The sequence below is a fragment of the Pseudomonas agronomica genome (assembly GCF_025917275.1).
Lineage (GTDB): Bacteria > Pseudomonadota > Gammaproteobacteria > Pseudomonadales > Pseudomonadaceae > Aquipseudomonas > Aquipseudomonas agronomica.
On sequence record NZ_JAOSHO010000074.1, the window covers coordinates 1 to 16,288 of the forward strand.

Consider the following 16,288-nt stretch of genomic DNA (forward strand, 5'->3'; position numbering starts at 1 on the left):
CTTCGCTCGGCAGCTCCTACAGGCCCCAGCGGGATGCACCGACCTTTATCGCGCCTGGCTCTTGCTCCAATCCGTCAGCAAGCTATACGCCACTGCCAACAACGTCGGGCCGATAAACAGCCCGATGAAGCCGAACGCGATCAAGCCGCCGAACACCCCCAGCAGCACGATCACCAGCGGCAGGTTTCCACCACGGCTGATCAGGTAGGGCTTGAGCACGTTGTCCACGCCGCTGATGATGAAAGTGCCCCAGATGCCCAGGAACACCGCCATCCCGTATTCCCCTTTCCATACCAGCCACGCCGTGGCGGGGATCCAGGCAAGTGGCGGGCCCATCGGGATCAGGCTGAGCAGGAAGGTGACGATACCCAGCACCAGCGCTCCGGGGACCCCGGCGATCAGGAAGCCGATCAGAGCCAGCACCGCCTGGGCCGCCGCGGTCCCAATCACACCGTTGACCACCCGTTGCACCGTCCCGGCCACCAGTTCGACGTAATAACCGGCACGGTCGCCGATCAGCCGTTCCAGCAATCCTTGGACAAACGCGGCCAGCCGCGGGCCGTCACGATAGAAAAAGAACACGAAGACGATGCTCAGGGTCAGCTCGAGGATGCCGCCGCCGATCTGGGCGCTGCGGGCCAGCAACCAGTTGCCGACCTGCCCCAGGTACGGCTTGATGGACACCATCATCGCCGCGCCCTGCTGGTCGATGCTGTTCCAGATACCGACCAGGCGCCCGCCCACCAATGGCACGCCGGCCAGCCAGTCGGGCGCTTCGGGCAGGCCGTCGACCTGTGCATCCCGAATGAATGCCGTGGCATCGCGCACGTGATCGGCCAGGTTGAATCCCAGCCACACCAGCGGCACCGCCACCAGCAACATCCAGCCCACCGTCAGCAAGGCCGCCGCCAGGGATTCGCGACCGTTGACCCAACGGGTCAGCAGGCGCATCAGGGGCCAGCTGGCAAACGCCAGCACCGCTCCCCAGAACAGCGCCGACCAGAACGGCGCCATTACCCAGAGGCTTGCGCCGAACAACACCAGGAGCAGGATCTGCACCAACAGCCGATCGTTATTGAGCATGAAAGGTCTCGAAAATGAAAAGATGCCGGGGCAACCGTTTCAAGCGTCGCCCCGCAACGGTTTATCGCAGCAACTCAAGATGCAGGCCCGCCGCCTCTGCGCCGGCTGCCTCCATTCGAGCGGCGCGCACGCCCTGGTCGATCAGCGCCTGTCGCCATATCTCGGCTTGCGGCCCGGCAATGCTGACCCGCAGGCCCGTGTCCAGGTTCAGCGCCCGGGACAGCAGGCGCAGCCAGGTATCGTCCGGCTCACCGGCCAGGCGCGGAAGGTCCAGCACGCCGGTGTCCTTGAGCTGGCGCAGCAACGTGGCCGAGGTCGGCAAGACATCGCCCAGCGGCGCGTTGGCTTCGAACTGCTCGACGTGCAGGTAGGCCTTGCGATTGCCACGGGTGATGGCATACAGCGCGATGAGCGTGTTGTCCGTCGGCGGCGCCAGGCGCAGCAGCAGATAGGCCTGGCCGTTGTCGGCGCCGTAGAGCTTGGCATTGCCGAACACTTCGTTGGCCCACAGGCTGCTTTCGCCGCAGTCGCGGGCCTGGCACCAGAACAGCAGCTCGGCGCCCTGCTTCTGCAGCGCTTCGCGGGCAGCGGTAAAGGCCTGTGTGGCGGAATGTTCCGGCGGCAATTCGTACGTCACCGCAGTGGCGTTGCCACGGGCATCGATTTGTCCGTCAAAACGCAACTGGCCGCTGATCTTGCGGATCGAACCCATGGGGTAGATCCGCTCCAGGTCGCTGGTTTGCCGATAGTCGACGATCTGCGCGTCCGGCATCCGCGGCACGCGCTCCAGGTCCTGGCTGCCAGGCACATCGGCGGCCAGCACTGCCGGCGCGAAACAAGCCAGCGTCAGCAGGACGAACGTGTGGATGGATGATTTCATTGGATCGGCTTCGCCTGGATCCGCGCGACGCAAAGGCGTTCGTCAATGCGCAGCAAGGCGAGTGGACGGATATCTGTCATGGTTGGCTCCCTTTCAACCCGCCCAGCCTCGACACTTGCCCGGCGCAAGTCAAGAAACGCTGAAGAACCGATTGAAACAGTCTGCTACAAGGGCGGCACCAGACTCGTCGTTCAGGTGCAGATGATGGCCGCCTGGCAGTTGTTCATGACTGAAGGGTAGACGTTCCAGCAATTCTGGGTGCTGGGCCAGCATACCGTCCGCCGCCACGACCAGATGAGCAGGACAAGCGATCCGCGCCACGAACGCCATGGCTTGTTCATCGGTCAAGCGCAGCGGGGACGGCAGGGTCAGGCGGTTGTCGGTGCGCCAGGTGTACCCTCCCGGCACCGGCATCAAGCCGCGCCGGGCCAGCAACTCGGCGGCCTCGCGGCTGACCGCCACCAGACCCTTCATGCGAGCTTCGATGGCCCGGTCGAGGGTTTTGTAGACGGGTTTGCGTTTTTGCTGCAAATCCAACTGCGCCTGTAAGGCCATGCCCATGCGCTCCGCCGCATTATCACCGTTAGCCGTAGGAGGGATCACTCCATCGATCAGGCCCAAGTGCGTGATACGTTCCGGCAACGACCCCGCCAGCACCAGCGAGACAATGGCCCCCATGGAATGGCCCAGCAGGGCAAAACGCTTCAAGCCCAGTTGCTCGGCCACTTGCAGCACATCGTGGGCATAGTCCCACAGGGCATAGCCGGCGCCAGGCGGACGATGCCCGGAATGACCGTGGCCGGCCATGTCCAGGGCGATCACCCGCACGCCCTGCAACCGGGGCGCCAGCCGGGCGAAACTGTTGGCGTTGTCCAGCCAGCCATGCAAGGCGATCACCGGTCGGCCATCTTCCGGCCCGAACAGATGAGCCGCCAGTTCGATATGGGGCAGGCTCAGGCGGAATTCTTCAACGACGCTCATGGGCGGCCTCCTTCCCAGCGCTGGAAGAGGTCCTTGAGCAGATTGGCGGTGTCCAGTGGGCGCTCCAGAGGAAACATGTGCCCGCCCGGCATGCTCAACGACTCGCCGAAGGGCATGCGGCCCACCGACCGGGCGTGGTGACGCATCACCACCCGACTCTGCCGCCCCCGCACCACGGCCAGCGGGATTTCGAGTTTTCGAGCCTTTCCGGGGCTGGTGTGCGGCACACCTCGGTAGATGCTGATTTCCGTGGCCGGGTCGAAGCGCAGTCGCAACCGATCGCCGACCGGCTGCAAGCCATGTTGCAGGTACGCTTCGAAGCACTCCGGGTCGAAACCGCGAAACAGCGTCTTGCCGGCAAAATAAGCCCGCGCCGACGCCAGGTCGCTGAACTCCTCCCGCCGCCCCAGGGTTCGCCCCGCCGGTGTCAGGCGGTCGATGAAGCCCAGGCGCTTGGCGGCCAGGATCAGCCAGCGATCCACACGAGTCAGCACCGGAGAATCGAGCATGACCACGCCCCGATACAACCGAGGGCTGCGCAACGCCGCGTGCAGGTGCAGCACGCCCCCCAGGGAATGCCCCACTCCCCACACCGGTTCCGGTTGCTGCTCCAGATGATGGATCAGCTCGTCCACTAGGTTGTTCCAGTTGTCATCGACCGGGAAACGCGGGTCGTGCCCGTGCAGTTCCAAATGCGCGACCTGGTACTGCGGCGCCAGCGCGGCGAACAGCTTGCCGTACGTGGCCGAGGGGAAACCATTGGCGTGAGCGAAAAACACCTGTTGCGACATGTGGGCCGATCCATTGCGAGAACTGCGACCGATTCTGCGCAGAACCCGACGGCACGGCAATGACCGTAACTGACAGGAATGATGACAGCGTCGCGCCATCGATTATCTAAAAGCCCCTGTCAGACCTGACAGTAGACGCCGGAGTCGTTGAGGGAATAAATGCGCCAGTAACAAGCGCCATTTGAAAGGCCGAACTCATGCACGCTAAAACCCCCAATCTCGCCGTGAAAGACCCGCGAGGACTCGGCATCGCTTCGGTGGCCTACTTTCGCGATCGTCCTGCGGGAAAAGCAGAAGCTCGCATCCATCGCCAGCGCCATGATGTCGCCGGACGCCCGGTGCTCAACTACGACCCCCGCCTCTTCAAATTGCTCGAGACTGAGCCGGATGCCCGGCCCAACCTGAGAACCGTCTTCAACCTCACGGGCGCCGCGCTCTTTACCGACAACGTCGACACGGGTAATCGCCTGGCACTCTTCGGCTTGGCCGGTCAGCCCTTGATTGGCTGGGACAGCGTGCTCACCCAGGTGCAAACCGAATATGACACGCTGTTGCGCCCCATCAGAACCCTCGAACAGGCTCAAGGCTCGCGTGCCAGAAGAAGTGCGTTCTACACCTACGGGGAAAACTCTCCCGGGTCAGCCTCGCGCAATCAATGTGGCCGATTGATCCGCCACGATGATGATGCGGGTACGGTCCTGTTCAACGCATATGCGCTGACGGGCGGGGTTGTTTCGCAAAGCCGGCATTTGCTCCAGGAACTGAACGAACCGGACTGGCCTCTCGATGAGGCAGACAGGGATCTGTTGAATGAGACTGGCAATGGAGCGACCACTCGCATCGCTTATAACGCCTTGGGCAACGCAATCCTGCAAGCAGATGCGCAAGACAACATCCAGCAATCGGATCTGGATATCGCCGGCCAGCTCCGGCAAAGTCGCTTGAAACTCGCGGGGCAAACGCACGAGGCATCGCTGCTGAACGACATTCGCTACGACGCGAATGGCAATGTCGAACGGCAGACCGCCGGCAACGGCGTTGTCAGCGAGGCCCTGTACGACCCACGTGACGGTCGCCTGATGAGTGTCAAGGCCGGCCTTGCAGGCCAGCTACCGTTGCAAGACTTGGCCTATGGTTATGATCGTGTCGGCAATATCCTCAGTATCAGAGACACGACGCGGGACACCCGCTTCTTTCGTAACCAGAAGATCGAGCCGGTCCAGTCGTACGTCTACGACAGTCTGTACCAACTGATCAAGGCGACTGGCTGGCAACGTATCGGTAGCCACAACGGCCCACAAGAGCCGGTTTTCGTTTCGCCCCCCGATCCGGGACAACTGGAGAATTATCGGCAGGTCTACAGCTACGACGACGGTGGCAATCTCACGATGCTGGTGCACACTGCTGCCAGCCACGGCTGGACACAACGGACGGCGATTTCGAAATACAGCAACCGCGGACTGGAGCAGAAAGCCGACGGCAGCTTGCCTGACGAGGATGAAATCGGTGCCGGGTTCGATGCCAATGGCAACAGGACACAATTATTGACAGGTCAGGATCTGACCTGGAGTTTGAGCAACCGCCTGCGCCAGGTCGATCAAGTAGTGCGCGAACACGCACCTAATGACAGCGAAATCTATGTCTACGACGGAGCTGGCCAGCGCAAGCGCAAAGTTCGCCTGACCTACACTGCCCTCACGCGCACCCATGAGGTGCGCTACTTGCCCAGCCTGGAGATTCGCACATCGCCTTCCGAGGAGGTCCATGTCATTTCCGTACAAGCAGGACGTTGCGCCGTGCAGGTCCTGCATTGGAAATCAGGCCCCCCGCACGCAGATCAATACCGTTACAACCTGACGAATCATCTGGGCTCCAGTACGTTGGAGCTTGATGACCGCGCCAACCTGATCAGCGAGGAAATGTATTACCCCTACGGAGGCACCTCATGGTGGGCCGGCCCGGACAAAGTGCAAGCGAGCTACAAGACCCGCCGATACTCTGGCCAGGAGCGTGATGCCACGGGCCTGTACTACTACGGGCAGCGTTACTACGCGCCTTGGCTTGAACGCTGGATCAACGCCGACCCGGCTGGTGCCGTTGATGGTTTGAATCTCTTTCGGTTTGTCCGAAACAACCCTGTGACCTTTCTTGATAACGACGGGCAAATTACGGTGGAAGCGATGGACGCTTTCGATCATGTCCTGGCGCAAGGGGACGCATGGGGACAGCTTGACCAATCATCTACCGGCCTCGCGGCGTTTCAAAAACTTTCAAAGGACAATATCAAACGCCTTGAAGATCAACTTGAACAGCGCATCGAACTGGAGAGTGCCAATGCAATTTTCCTGAATGCGTTCGATGCCAACCCTTTTCATATCGTCCACTTTTCAGATCAGGATCTACGTCATGACAATGTCGTTGAGCTGTTTTCCAGAAAGCAACTTGTAAATCGCGGGGTGATCTTCAATTCCGACAACACAGCAACGGGTGACCTGACACACTTCGCAACCGACGATTTCGTCTTCTTTTCGTTGGAAGCACAGCACGAGCCTGCCAAGTCCAGGAGCCGCTTCGGCGACAAACGCTACAGAGCACCATTATCCATCTTGCAGGAAAGTGGTCAGATGCAGACGTCAATGCTGCAGACCCTGGATATTATATTTCCGGCAACGAGGCCCAAAGCGGCCCCTTCCTGGGTGGACAATGCCAGTGCCTACCTCAAAGACTTCGCTTTAAGGGATAACGAAGATGAGGATACCCAGCGACGTCATGCAATGTTTGTCGGCGAAGACATCGTCCACGGAATGGGGCTCAACGTCATGATCGACGTCTTGACCTATGCAACGGATCCAACGGACACCTTGTTTGACGTGTCTGCCGATAAGCTGATGAACAGCCTCTACCGTCCCCAGGTTTTAGTACCCAATTCTGTGAAATTGCGGCCGCCCCGATACACCTATACGCAAACAAGCTAGGTTCTTTTACATTGCCGGCCTGCCTGAACGACCGCTATTCACGAGGAAACGGGAGGTTTTTCACCCAACGGCACCACCGCCATGGTCAGGCGCGATACGCAGTTGACCTTGCCGTCATCATTGACCAGGCGGATGTCCCAGACCTGGGTGGTGCGCCCCAGGTGAACCGAGCGGGCCGTGGCCGTGACCCGTCCGCTGCGTACGCCACGCAAATGGTTGGCGTTGATTTCCAGGCCCACGCAGTAGAACTTGCTGGTGTCCACGCACAGGTAGGCGGCCATGGAGCCGACTGTCTCGGCCAACACCACCGACGCGCCGCCATGCAGCAGGCCGAACGGCTGGTGGGTACGGTGATCGACGACCATGCTCGCGGTCAGGGACTCGTCGTCGAAGGACTCGAAACGAATGTCCAGCACTTCGCTGATGGTGTTTTTACCAGCGGCGTTCAGTTGTTCAATATTCGGGGTGGTGCGCCACAGACTCATCGTTGCCGTTCCTTTGTGATTTTTATTTTGCCTTGGGACCGTTCGTTTCAGGGATGCTCGAGGCTCTTGAGCTTCATCGCACCGGCCAGCGGCAGGTCACCTTCCAGCTCGGCCAAGCCAGCCGTCGAAACCTGTTCCGGTTGCTGCAAGTGACCGTGCTGCAAAAAGCCCAGCAGGCTGCCCACCAGTGGGTTGTGGCTGACCAGCAGAACGTTGTCCTGATCGTCCAGGTGTTTCAACACTTCAGCCGGACGCGTCTCCGGCGTCAACCAGTCTACGGTGATCAATTCAGGTTCGAACCCGAGGGCCTCGCGCACCAGTTGCGCGGTCTGCTGGGCGCGCACGTAAGGGCTGGCATAAATGGCCCGCAATGGCTCGCCCATCAATCGACCGGCGCTGAGCAGCACCTCCTCGCGACCATGAATCGTCAACACCCGCTCCGGATCGGGACGGGCTCCGTGGGGCTCGGCCTCGCCATGGCGCAATACCCACAGTTTCATAGCTTCGGCTCCTCGTCCCGGACCGGGTGCGGTGCCGGCGCCACGGCGTGGGGTGCTTCGCCTTCCGGCGTGCGTGGGGTCGGCCAGTCGGCGAATGGCCAAGGCTTCTGGTCACTGTGAAAGGTGCCAAAACGGCCGATCTGCGCGAGGAACTGGCTCAGGCTGTCGCCAAAATTCATCAGGCTGGCGCTCGGTGCGCCGTAGATCAGCCGGTAGATCAATTGCACCAGCACCACAGCGCCGAGGATGAATTGCGCCACCTGCCAGACCAGCAAGTAAATCACCATCCACAGCACGCGCAGCAGGATGGATTCGTATTGAGGCTGCCCTTTCGGATCGTTCATGGTTCGCTCCTGCTTGCGGTCAAAGGGAATCAGTTGAAACCGCTGGTGGAAATAAAATCGACGTCGGTCTTGGGTTCGCCACGCATCAACAGTTCGATCACCTGTTCCAGCGTGCGCCCTTCGAACAGGATCGCATGCAGACCGGCGACCAGCGGCATGTAAACGCCGGCCTCCTGGGACTTGGCCTTGAGCACCTTGAGGGTGTTGACCCCTTCGGCCACTTCCCCCAGGCGCGACACGGCCTCGTCCAGGCTCAGGCCTTGTCCGAGGGCGAAGCCAACCTGGTAGTTGCGGCTCTTGGGCGAAGAGCAGGTGACGATCAGATCGCCCACGCCGGCCAGCCCGAGGAAAGTCATCGGATTGGCGCCCTGGCTGACAGCGAATCGGGTCATTTCCGCCAGCGCCCGGGTGATCAGCATGCTCTTGGTGTTCTCGCCCATGCCCAAGGCGACCGCCATGCCGGCGATGATCGCGTAGACATTCTTCAGCGCCCCGCCCAGCTCCACGCCGAACCGATCTGCGCTGGCATAGACCCGGAAAGTACGGCCATGCAGCGCGGCCTGGACCCGTTGGCACAGTTCTTCGTCCTCGCTGGCGACGACAGTGGCGGTCAGGGCATGCTCGGCAATCTCGCGCGCCAGGTTCGGCCCGGAGATCACGCCGATTCGCGCCTTGGGGGCGATGTCTTCGAGGATCTCGCTCATCAGCTTGAAGGTTTGCGCCTCGATGCCTTTGGTCAGGCTCACCAGCAATTTGCCGCTCAAGCGTTCGGCATGGGGCGCCAATACCGAGCGCAAGGCGCTGGAAGGCAAGGCGACGAAGAACAGGTCGCTGCCTTCGAGTGTCGCCTGCAAGTCAGTGACCGGCTCCACTTCAGGCCGGACCTTGATGCCCTTGAGGTAACGCGGATTTTCCCGGTTGACCCGGATGGCCTCGGCCTGCTCGGGGTCACGCATCCATTGGCGCACCGCATGGCCATTCTCCGCCAGCAGGTTAGCCACGGCAGTGCCGAAACTCCCGCCTCCCAGGACCGCAATCGGGCGCTGTTCAGTCATATGCAATCCGCTCTTCCGTACCAAGTGGCAATGCGGGGCATTATACGGAGCAGCCGGACCGCGACCAGCCCCGTCAGTAATTACCCATAGCTGTAGGAAGCTGACCATCAATTCCCAGGAAAATGCTGTCAACGTGAATGGAAAAGTCGTTCGGCTCGGTTAACATGCCTGCCTTCCTTTCGTTATCCCAAGGCTGTGCCGTGTTCGTTGGCCCCTCCCGTCCAGGTTCTTCACTGCTATTGGCGCTGATCATCAGTCCGCCCGTGGTGGCCGACGACCTGTTCGTGGACAGCCAGGCCGTGCCCCAGGTGTTGACTGCCACGCGCCTGAAACAGTCGCCTGCCGCAGTACCGGGCAGCATGACCGTGCTCGATCATGAATTGATCAAGGCCAGCGGTGCCCGGGACATCAGCGAACTGTTGCGCCTGGTGCCGGGCATGATGGTCGGCAATCTCAGCGGCAACCAGGCCACCGTGAATTACCACGGGACCAACGCCAGCGAAGCGCGGCGCATGCAGGTGCTGATCGATGGCCGTTCGGTGTATCGCGCCGGCCTGGCGACCGTGGATTGGAGCGATATCCCGGTCGCCATGGAAGACATCGACCGAATCGAAGTCTTCCGCGGCCCGAACACCGTCAGCTACGGTGCCAACGCGCTGATGGCGGTGGTCAACATCATCACCCGCGCCCCGGCCGACAGCCACGGCACCCGACTGAAGATCACCCGGGGCCAGCGAGGGATCGGCGACTGGTACGCCAGTCAAGGCAGCGGTTGGGAAAACGGCGATTTCCGACTCTCGCTGTCCGGCCAGGAAGACGACGGTTTCGACAGTGACCGCAACGGCGCCGATTACCGCGACAGCCGGCGACTGGACCGCTTCAACCTGTCCGTCAGCCAGACCCTGGACGAATCCCAGAGCATCGATTGGCAATTGAACGCCAAGGATGGGACCAATCAGCGGCCCTACACCTATCGCCCCGTCTTCGCCGGGATTACAGCGGCTGGGGATAATTCTGACGTCATCGCCAAGGATTACGCCGGTTCGCTGCGTTGGAATCTGGACCTGAATCCCAATCACAGCCTCTACGTACAGGGCTCGATCCAACATTGGGATCGCCAGCAGACCTGGCGTGCCTGTGATGCCGAGGTGTCGTTCAGCCCGCAATTGACCGACCTGTGGCAACTCAACCCCAACTATGCCGAGAAGCTGGCGCGCAATATTCCCAGCTTCCTGACTACCGGGGCCCCCGCCGGCACCGCCCAAGAAAAGGCACTGGCCGATCAAGTGATCAACCAATGGCGCAACGGTGCCTCCCAGACACTGTGCGGCGACATCGACCAAAGCGCCCGCGAGTCGCGCTATGACCTGGAGATCCAGGACACCCTCAGCCTGTCCGACAGCCTGCGGCTGGTCACCGGGGCGAATTATCGCTACGACCGGGCTGATTCGGAGACCTACTTCAACGGCACCCTGGACGACACCACCTACCGTTTGTTCGGCCAGCTCGAATGGCGCGCCAGCGAACATTGGCTGCTGCAGGGCGGCGCGATGTTCGAAGACACGCGCCTGACCGGCAGTTCGTTGACCCCGCGCATGGCAGTCAATTACCTGATCACCCCGCGACACGGATTGCGAGCGGTGTATTCCGAGGCAGTGCGTTCACCGGACATGTTCGAAAACAATGTCAATTGGAGCTATCAGGTTACCAACCTGCGGCCCTCCGCGTTCGGGCAGGACAGTGCACGCTATTTCGTGCGCACGCGCGGCCCGGGGAATCTGGATCAAGAGCACATGCGCTCCCGAGAGCTGGGTTACAACGGCTATTTCATGGACCTTGGCCTGACAATGGACGTGAAGCTGTTCCATGACGAAATCACCGGCATGATCAGCGAACCGCTGCGCAACAATCAGTACATCGCCAGCAATAGCAACGAATCACAGTTCACCGGTGCCGAAACCCAATTGGACTGGCGCGTGACCCTCGCCGATCGGCTGCGCCTGACCTACGCCTACGTCGATGCCCTGGCGAGCAACCCCCTCGACGAGCAACTGACCGCCCGCAACAGCGGTTCCGCCGGCTGGCTGCGCGATTGGGGCCAGGGTTGGAACAGCGCAGTCTTCTATTACGCCGCCGATGCCCTCAATGGTTATCGCTATGAGCGGGTCGACACCCGCCTCGCCAAGCGTATCCCCTTGGGCAAGGCCAGCCTGGAACTGGCGGGGGTGGTGCAACAGCGCCTCGACAATCAGCCGACCACTTATGTCGACAATCGCTACGACTCCCGTCACGTCCTGTATTTCAGCGCAGAGTTGTCCTTCTAGATGTCTCGGGGCCAACCACGCAAGACGCCATCCCGTGGCCGCCTGTCGCTGCTGCTGTGGGTGGCGTTTGCCAGTCTTCTGACTGTCGTCCAGGCCCGGGCTGCCGAGATCCTGCTGACCGGCGCCCAGGACAGTCCCGGCGTGCAGTCGTTTACCCAGGCCTTGCAGGCCCGACGTCCCTATGACCATGTACGGTTTGCCCCGGTGGCCAGCCTCCCGGCGCCGGACCAGCTACCGGGCGACCTGCGCCTGGTGCTGCTGGATTTGCCGAGCCTTGACTGGCGGCTGCAGAAGATCCGCGGACCGGCGACCCTGGTGCTACGGATCAGTCGCCAGCAAGCCCGCGATCGCCTGGGTGATGCAACGCCGGAGCACCTGAGCCTGCTCTGGAGCGACCCGCCGATGGCGCGGCAATTGCGCCTGATTCGCCAGGTCCTGCCGCAAGTGCGACGGGTCGGCATCCTGTTCGACGGGCACAGCGAATTCCTGCTCAAGGACGCCCATCAGGCGGCGCTTGCGCTAGGCCTGGAAATTGTCGGCGAGCGCTGGGACGACATCAGCGACAGCCGTCCGTTGCAGAACCTGCTCGGCCAGAGCGATGTCTTGCTGGGCCTGGATGATCCCGATCTGTACAACCCCAAGACGGTGAAAAACCTGCTGCTGAGCAGTTACGCCCGGCAACGCGCGCTGATCGGCCCGAGCCCCGCCTTCGTCAAGGCGGGCAGCCTGGCCAGCACCTACAGCGACCAGGAAGACTGGCTGGCGATTCTCGATGATCTGCTCGACCGCCCCGCCACCACATGGCCGCGCACCTTGTATCCGACCCACTTCAAAGTCTTGAGCAATCAACAGGTCGCCCGCTCCCTGGGGATCGAACCGATCGATGCCGAATCCGTCGCTGCGCAGTTGGCAGAAGGAGAACACCGCCCATGACCTTGCGTCGTCGTTGGGATATCCACACCCGTACCCAGCTCATCGCCCTCGGCCCGGCATTGTTGTTGACCGTGTTGCTGATCGGCTTCTTCACCTTCGTGCGGATCCAGGATCTGCGCCAGGAACTCAACCACACCGGGCAACTGATCGCCAACCAATTGGCTCCGGCAGCGGAATATGGCGTCATTTCCGGCAACGACGAAGTGCTGGAAAGCCTGCTCACCGCGACCCTGGCCACTCCCCACGTCCGTTTCCTGGAAGTCCAGGACCGCACGGAGCGGGTCCTGGTGTACGTCGAACAACCGGCCCAGACCCGCAACCATTCACAGCAGGTCGAAGTATTCCAGGCCCCGGTTCGCCTACAGCGCATTGCCCTGAACAATGACTTCCTGCAAGGCAACAATCCGACCACCGAAACGCCCGGCGAAGATTACCTGGGCCGGGTGATCGTCGGCATGTCCAGCGACGCCTTCAGCCAGCGGCAGCAGGAAATCCTGCTCAAGGCCGCCATCCTTGCCTTGTTCGCCCTGTTGTTCACGTTCCTGGTGGCGCGGCGCCTGGCGGCCGACCTGTCGCGGCCGATTCGCGACATCGGCAACGCGGTCAAGGCGATCCAGCAAGGCGACTACAACGCCCCGCTGCCGATCGTCGACGACGGCGAACTGGGAGCCTTGTCACGACACATCAATAATCTGGCCGACGGCCTTGAACAGGCCAGCCGCGAACAGCACCAGGCCATGGCTCAATTGATCCAGACGCGGGAAGAAGCGGAAAAAGCCAACAGCGCCAAGTCCGAATTCCTGGCAATGATGAGCCATGAGTTGCGCACGCCGATGAACGGCGTCCTGGGCATGCTGCAACTGCTGGAAACCACCCACATGACCGATGAGCAGCACGAGTACACCGCGCTGGCCTCGGAATCCACCGAGCACCTGTTGAAGGTGATCAACGACATCCTCGATTTCTCGCGTATCGAACGCTCCGCACTGGAGTTGGAACACATTGCGTTCAACCTGGCGGAGCTGGTGGGCAGTTGCGCCCAGTCGTTCCAACACAGCGCCGCGCAACGCAAGCTGGGCCTGGACCTGCTGATCCCCGACGACCTGAAGCCGCTGCAGGTACAAGGCGACCCGACGCGGATCCGGCAGATCCTGGTGAACCTGATCGGCAACGCGCTGAAGTTCACCGACCAGGGCCGCGTTACCGTGCAATGCCAATGGCAAGCCCTGGACCACGAACTACTCTGGTTCACCTGCACGGTACGTGACAGCGGCATCGGTATCCCGGCCGAGAGCCTGGAGCGGATGTTCGACGCGTTCCAGCAGGCCGACAGTTCGATTTCCCGGCGCTATGGCGGCACGGGCCTGGGCTTGCCGATCGCGCGCACCCTGGCCAAACGCATGGGCGGCACGCTGCGCGCCCAGAGCGAGGAAGGCCAGGGCTCGGTGTTTACGCTGGAGATCCCCCTGGCCCTGTCGCGCCAGGCCCCGCCGCCGTTGCCCCCACGCCTGCCCGGCGGAAGCGGTGATGGAGAAGGCCGCAATGTCCTGCTGGTAGAAGACAACCCGGTGAACCAGACGGTGATCGAAGCCATGCTGCGCAGCCTGGGCTTCAAGGTCAGCGTCGCCACCGATGGCGCCCAGGCCGTACGCAGCGCCGAGAGCCTGATTTTCGAAGCGATCCTGATGGACTGCCGGCTGCCGGTCATCGATGGCTACGAAGCCACCCGGCAGATCCGCCAATTGCCTGGCTGCGCCGAAGTGCCCATCATCGCCCTGACAGCCAATGCATTGCAGGGCGACCGGGAAGCCTGCCTGGCGGCAGGCATGAACGATTACCTGGCCAAACCCTTCAAGCGAATTGACTTGCAGCAGACTCTGCAACGCTGGGTGGGGTAAATACAGGGGCTTGGACTATCTGTGACTGGCGTGAAAGGCGAAAGTGCGGCAGTCTTAGGCACCCGGACACGCCTCGAGCGGGACAGGAATAACAATTTCAGTGCACAGGTGTACATTCATTTCCCGTGTGCTGTGACTTTCACTACAACGCAATAGTCTATGAGTAGGCTGCCGACTCGAGGCATGAACGCTTCGATCGGCCGGGAAGATTTGCCCCACCCTGCCGCATGGGACTATTGAGGAGCTCGCATGACCAAACAAAACGCCTTTACTCGGGAAGATCTGCTGCGCTGCAGTCGCGGTGAGCTGTTCGGCCCAGGTAACGCGCAACTGCCCGCCCCGAACATGCTGATGGTGGATCGCATCACCCATATCAGCGATGAGGGTGGCAAGTACGGCAAAGGTGAATTGGTCGCCGAGCTGGATATCACTCCAGACCTGTGGTTCTTCGCCTGTCACTTCGAAGGTGATCCGGTGATGCCGGGCTGCCTGGGCCTCGACGCCATGTGGCAACTGGTTGGCTTCTTCCTCGGCTGGCAGGGCCTGCCGGGTCGCGGTCGCGCCCTGGGTTCGGGCGAAGTGAAGTTCTTCGGTCAGGTACTGCCGACTGCGAAGAAGATCACCTATAACATTCATATCAAACGCGTCCTCAAGGGCAAGCTGAACATGGCCATTGCCGATGGTTCGGTTGCCGTGGATGGTCGCGAGATCTACACCGCCGAAGGCCTTCGGGTCGGCGTTTTCACCTCCACTGACAACTTCTAAGGGTTATCCGCATGCGCCGCGTCGTTATCACTGGTCTGGGCATCGTTTCGTGCCTGGGCAATGACAAAGAGACCGTCTCCGCTAACCTGCGTGCAAGTCGCCCTGGCATCCGGTTCAACCCGGAATATGCCGAAATGGGTCTGCGTAGCCAGGTTTCCGGCTCCATTGACCTCAACCTCGAAGAGCTGATCGATCGCAAGATCTACCGTTTCGTCGGCCACGCGGCAGCGTATGCCTACCTGGCCATGAAAGACGCCATCGCCGACTCCGGCCTGACCGATGAGCAAGTGTCCAACGTGCGCACCGGCCTGATCGCCGGTTCCGGCGGCGCGTCCACCTTGAACCAGATGGAAGCGCTGGACATCCTGCGCGAGAAAGGCGTCAAGCGCGTCGGCCCTTACCGCGTCACGCGGACCATGGGCAGCACCGTTTCGGCTTGCCTGGCCACCCCTTTCAAGATCAAGGGCCTGAACTACTCGATCTCCTCCGCTTGCGCCACCAGTGCCCACTGCATTGGCACCGCGGTCGAGCAGATCCAGATGGGCAAGCAGGACATCGTGTTCGCCGGTGGAGGTGAAGAAGAACATTGGAGCCAATCGTTCCTGTTCGACGCCATGGGCGCCCTGTCCAGCAAGCGCAACGACACCCCGCAAACCGCTTCCCGTGCCTACGATGCCGACCGTGACGGTTTCGTCATCGCCGGCGGTGGTGGCATGGTCGTGGTCGAGGAGCTGGAACACGCCCTCGCCCGTGGCGCGAAGATCTACGCGGAAATCGTCGGCTACGGCGCCACTTCCGACGGCTACGACATGGTTGCGCCGAGCGGCGAAGGTGCCGTGCGCTGCATGCAGATGGCCATGTCCACTGTCGACACACCGATCGATTACCTGAACACCCACGGCACCTCGACTCCGGTCGGCGACGTCGCAGAGATGAAAGGCGTGCGCGAAGTGTTCGGCGACAAGGCCCCGGCCATCAGCTCCACCAAGAGCCTGTCGGGTCACTCCCTGGGCGCCGCCGGTGTTCACGAAGCGATCTACTGCATGCTGATGATGGAAGGCAACTTCATGGCCGGCTCGGCCAACATCGACGAGTTGGACCCGGAAGTGGCCGACCTGCCGATCCTGACCAAGACTCGCGAAAATGCCACCATCAACACCGTGATGAGCAACAGCTTCGGCTTCGGTGGCACCAACGCTACCCTGGTGATGAAGCGCTGGCAGGGCGCGTAGGGGCTGCCGCAGGCTGCGATCTTTTAACGCGAAAAGATCGCA

At 61.6% G+C, this 16,288-nt stretch carries 14 protein-coding genes; 6 read left to right on the top strand and 8 right to left on the bottom strand.

All coding sequences use genetic code 11. The features are described 5' to 3' along the window. Nucleotides 1-45: 45 nt before the first annotated feature. The 4 genes from OC610_RS08515 to OC610_RS08530 all read right to left on the bottom strand — a co-directional run bounded on the left by OC610_RS08515 (nucleotide 46) and on the right by OC610_RS08530 (nucleotide 3,735). The gene (locus OC610_RS08515) at nucleotides 46-1,083 is read right to left on the bottom strand and encodes an AI-2E family transporter (protein ID WP_181289851.1); all 1,038 of its coding nucleotides are present in this window, start codon (nucleotides 1,081-1,083) and stop codon (nucleotides 46-48) included. A 61-nt stretch (nucleotides 1,084-1,144) separates the two neighbouring features. After that, the gene (locus OC610_RS08520; RefSeq protein ID WP_264427414.1) at nucleotides 1,145-1,963 is read right to left on the bottom strand and encodes a DUF4892 domain-containing protein; all 819 of its coding nucleotides are present in this window, start codon (nucleotides 1,961-1,963) and stop codon (nucleotides 1,145-1,147) included. A gap of 129 nt (nucleotides 1,964-2,092) precedes the next feature. Beyond that, the gene (locus tag OC610_RS08525; RefSeq protein ID WP_264427415.1) at nucleotides 2,093-2,944 is read right to left on the bottom strand and encodes an alpha/beta hydrolase; all 852 of its coding nucleotides are present in this window, start codon (nucleotides 2,942-2,944) and stop codon (nucleotides 2,093-2,095) included. Further along, nucleotides 2,941-3,735, bottom strand: a complete 795-nt coding sequence (locus OC610_RS08530) for an alpha/beta fold hydrolase (protein ID WP_264427416.1) — start codon at nucleotides 3,733-3,735, stop codon at nucleotides 2,941-2,943. The genes OC610_RS08525 and OC610_RS08530 overlap by 4 nt, the downstream gene beginning before the upstream one ends. A 197-nt stretch (nucleotides 3,736-3,932) precedes the next feature. Between OC610_RS08530 and OC610_RS08535 the strand changes: the two genes are divergently transcribed. After that, nucleotides 3,933-6,710 (top strand): RHS repeat domain-containing protein, encoded by a 2,778-nt coding sequence (locus OC610_RS08535; RefSeq protein WP_264427417.1) that lies wholly within the window; start codon nucleotides 3,933-3,935, stop codon nucleotides 6,708-6,710. 38 nt (nucleotides 6,711-6,748) lie between these two features. On the opposite strand, the gene OC610_RS08540 is transcribed toward OC610_RS08535, so the two are convergent. Genes OC610_RS08540 through OC610_RS08555 form a run of 4 tightly spaced genes read right to left on the bottom strand, consistent with a single transcriptional unit; the run spans nucleotide 6,749 to nucleotide 9,094 of the window. After that, nucleotides 6,749-7,195 carry a hotdog fold thioesterase gene (locus tag OC610_RS08540; RefSeq protein ID WP_264427418.1) on the bottom strand — a complete coding sequence of 149 codons (447 nt, stop codon included), beginning with the start codon at nucleotides 7,193-7,195 and terminating at the stop codon, nucleotides 6,749-6,751. A gap of 47 nt (nucleotides 7,196-7,242) precedes the next feature. After that, a complete protein-coding gene (gene sixA / locus OC610_RS08545) occupies nucleotides 7,243-7,695 on the bottom strand; it encodes a phosphohistidine phosphatase SixA (RefSeq protein WP_264427419.1) in 453 nt (150 codons plus the stop codon). Continuing rightward, complete coding sequence (locus tag OC610_RS08550; RefSeq protein ID WP_039594151.1) at nucleotides 7,692-8,039, bottom strand: DUF4389 domain-containing protein; 348 nt, start codon at nucleotides 8,037-8,039, stop codon at nucleotides 7,692-7,694. Before OC610_RS08550 ends, sixA begins: the two co-directional genes overlap by 4 nt. 29 nt (nucleotides 8,040-8,068) lie before the next feature. Continuing rightward, nucleotides 8,069-9,094 carry an NAD(P)H-dependent glycerol-3-phosphate dehydrogenase gene (locus OC610_RS08555; RefSeq protein ID WP_030138348.1) on the bottom strand — a complete coding sequence of 342 codons (1,026 nt, stop codon included), beginning with the start codon at nucleotides 9,092-9,094 and terminating at the stop codon, nucleotides 8,069-8,071. 164 nt (nucleotides 9,095-9,258) lie between these two features. On the opposite strand from OC610_RS08555, the gene OC610_RS08560 reads away from it, so the two are divergent. From OC610_RS08560 to fabB, 5 genes are all read left to right on the top strand, one after another. Continuing rightward, on the top strand, nucleotides 9,259-11,418 hold the full coding sequence (locus OC610_RS08560) for a TonB-dependent receptor plug domain-containing protein (RefSeq protein WP_264427420.1): 2,160 nt from the start codon (nucleotides 9,259-9,261) through the stop codon (nucleotides 11,416-11,418). Next, the gene (locus OC610_RS08565) at nucleotides 11,419-12,351 is read left to right on the top strand and encodes an ABC transporter substrate-binding protein (RefSeq protein ID WP_264427421.1); all 933 of its coding nucleotides are present in this window, start codon (nucleotides 11,419-11,421) and stop codon (nucleotides 12,349-12,351) included. Continuing rightward, on the top strand, nucleotides 12,348-14,249 hold the full coding sequence (locus OC610_RS08570; RefSeq protein WP_264427422.1) for an ATP-binding protein: 1,902 nt from the start codon (nucleotides 12,348-12,350) through the stop codon (nucleotides 14,247-14,249). The genes OC610_RS08565 and OC610_RS08570 overlap by 4 nt, the downstream gene beginning before the upstream one ends. A gap of 249 nt (nucleotides 14,250-14,498) precedes the next feature. Then, entirely contained in the window at nucleotides 14,499-15,014 is a 516-nt protein-coding gene (fabA, locus tag OC610_RS08575; RefSeq protein ID WP_030138344.1) for a 3-hydroxyacyl-[acyl-carrier-protein] dehydratase FabA, read from the top strand. An 11-nt stretch (nucleotides 15,015-15,025) separates the two neighbouring features. After that, nucleotides 15,026-16,246, top strand: coding sequence for a beta-ketoacyl-ACP synthase I (gene fabB / locus OC610_RS08580; RefSeq protein WP_264427423.1), 1,221 nt, complete (start codon nucleotides 15,026-15,028; stop codon nucleotides 16,244-16,246). The last annotated feature ends 42 nt before the right edge of the window (nucleotides 16,247-16,288 follow it).

Coding starts and splice junctions, on each gene's coding strand:
- OC610_RS08515 (WP_181289851.1), bottom strand. CDS start 1,083: ATGCTCAATAACGATCGGCTGTTGGTGCAGATCCTGCTCCTGGTGTTG.
- OC610_RS08520 (WP_264427414.1), bottom strand. CDS start 1,963: ATGAAATCATCCATCCACACGTTCGTCCTGCTGACGCTGGCTTGTTTC.
- OC610_RS08525 (WP_264427415.1), bottom strand. CDS start 2,944: ATGAGCGTCGTTGAAGAATTCCGCCTGAGCCTGCCCCATATCGAACTG.
- OC610_RS08530 (WP_264427416.1), bottom strand. CDS start 3,735: ATGTCGCAACAGGTGTTTTTCGCTCACGCCAATGGTTTCCCCTCGGCC.
- OC610_RS08535 (WP_264427417.1), top strand. CDS start 3,933: ATGCACGCTAAAACCCCCAATCTCGCCGTGAAAGACCCGCGAGGACTC.
- OC610_RS08540 (WP_264427418.1), bottom strand. CDS start 7,195: ATGAGTCTGTGGCGCACCACCCCGAATATTGAACAACTGAACGCCGCT.
- sixA (WP_264427419.1), bottom strand. CDS start 7,695: ATGAAACTGTGGGTATTGCGCCATGGCGAGGCCGAGCCCCACGGAGCC.
- OC610_RS08550 (WP_039594151.1), bottom strand. CDS start 8,039: ATGAACGATCCGAAAGGGCAGCCTCAATACGAATCCATCCTGCTGCGC.
- OC610_RS08555 (WP_030138348.1), bottom strand. CDS start 9,094: ATGACTGAACAGCGCCCGATTGCGGTCCTGGGAGGCGGGAGTTTCGGC.
- OC610_RS08560 (WP_264427420.1), top strand. CDS start 9,259: ATGCCTGCCTTCCTTTCGTTATCCCAAGGCTGTGCCGTGTTCGTTGGC.
- OC610_RS08565 (WP_264427421.1), top strand. CDS start 11,419: ATGTCTCGGGGCCAACCACGCAAGACGCCATCCCGTGGCCGCCTGTCG.
- OC610_RS08570 (WP_264427422.1), top strand. CDS start 12,348: ATGACCTTGCGTCGTCGTTGGGATATCCACACCCGTACCCAGCTCATC.
- fabA (WP_030138344.1), top strand. CDS start 14,499: ATGACCAAACAAAACGCCTTTACTCGGGAAGATCTGCTGCGCTGCAGT.
- fabB (WP_264427423.1), top strand. CDS start 15,026: ATGCGCCGCGTCGTTATCACTGGTCTGGGCATCGTTTCGTGCCTGGGC.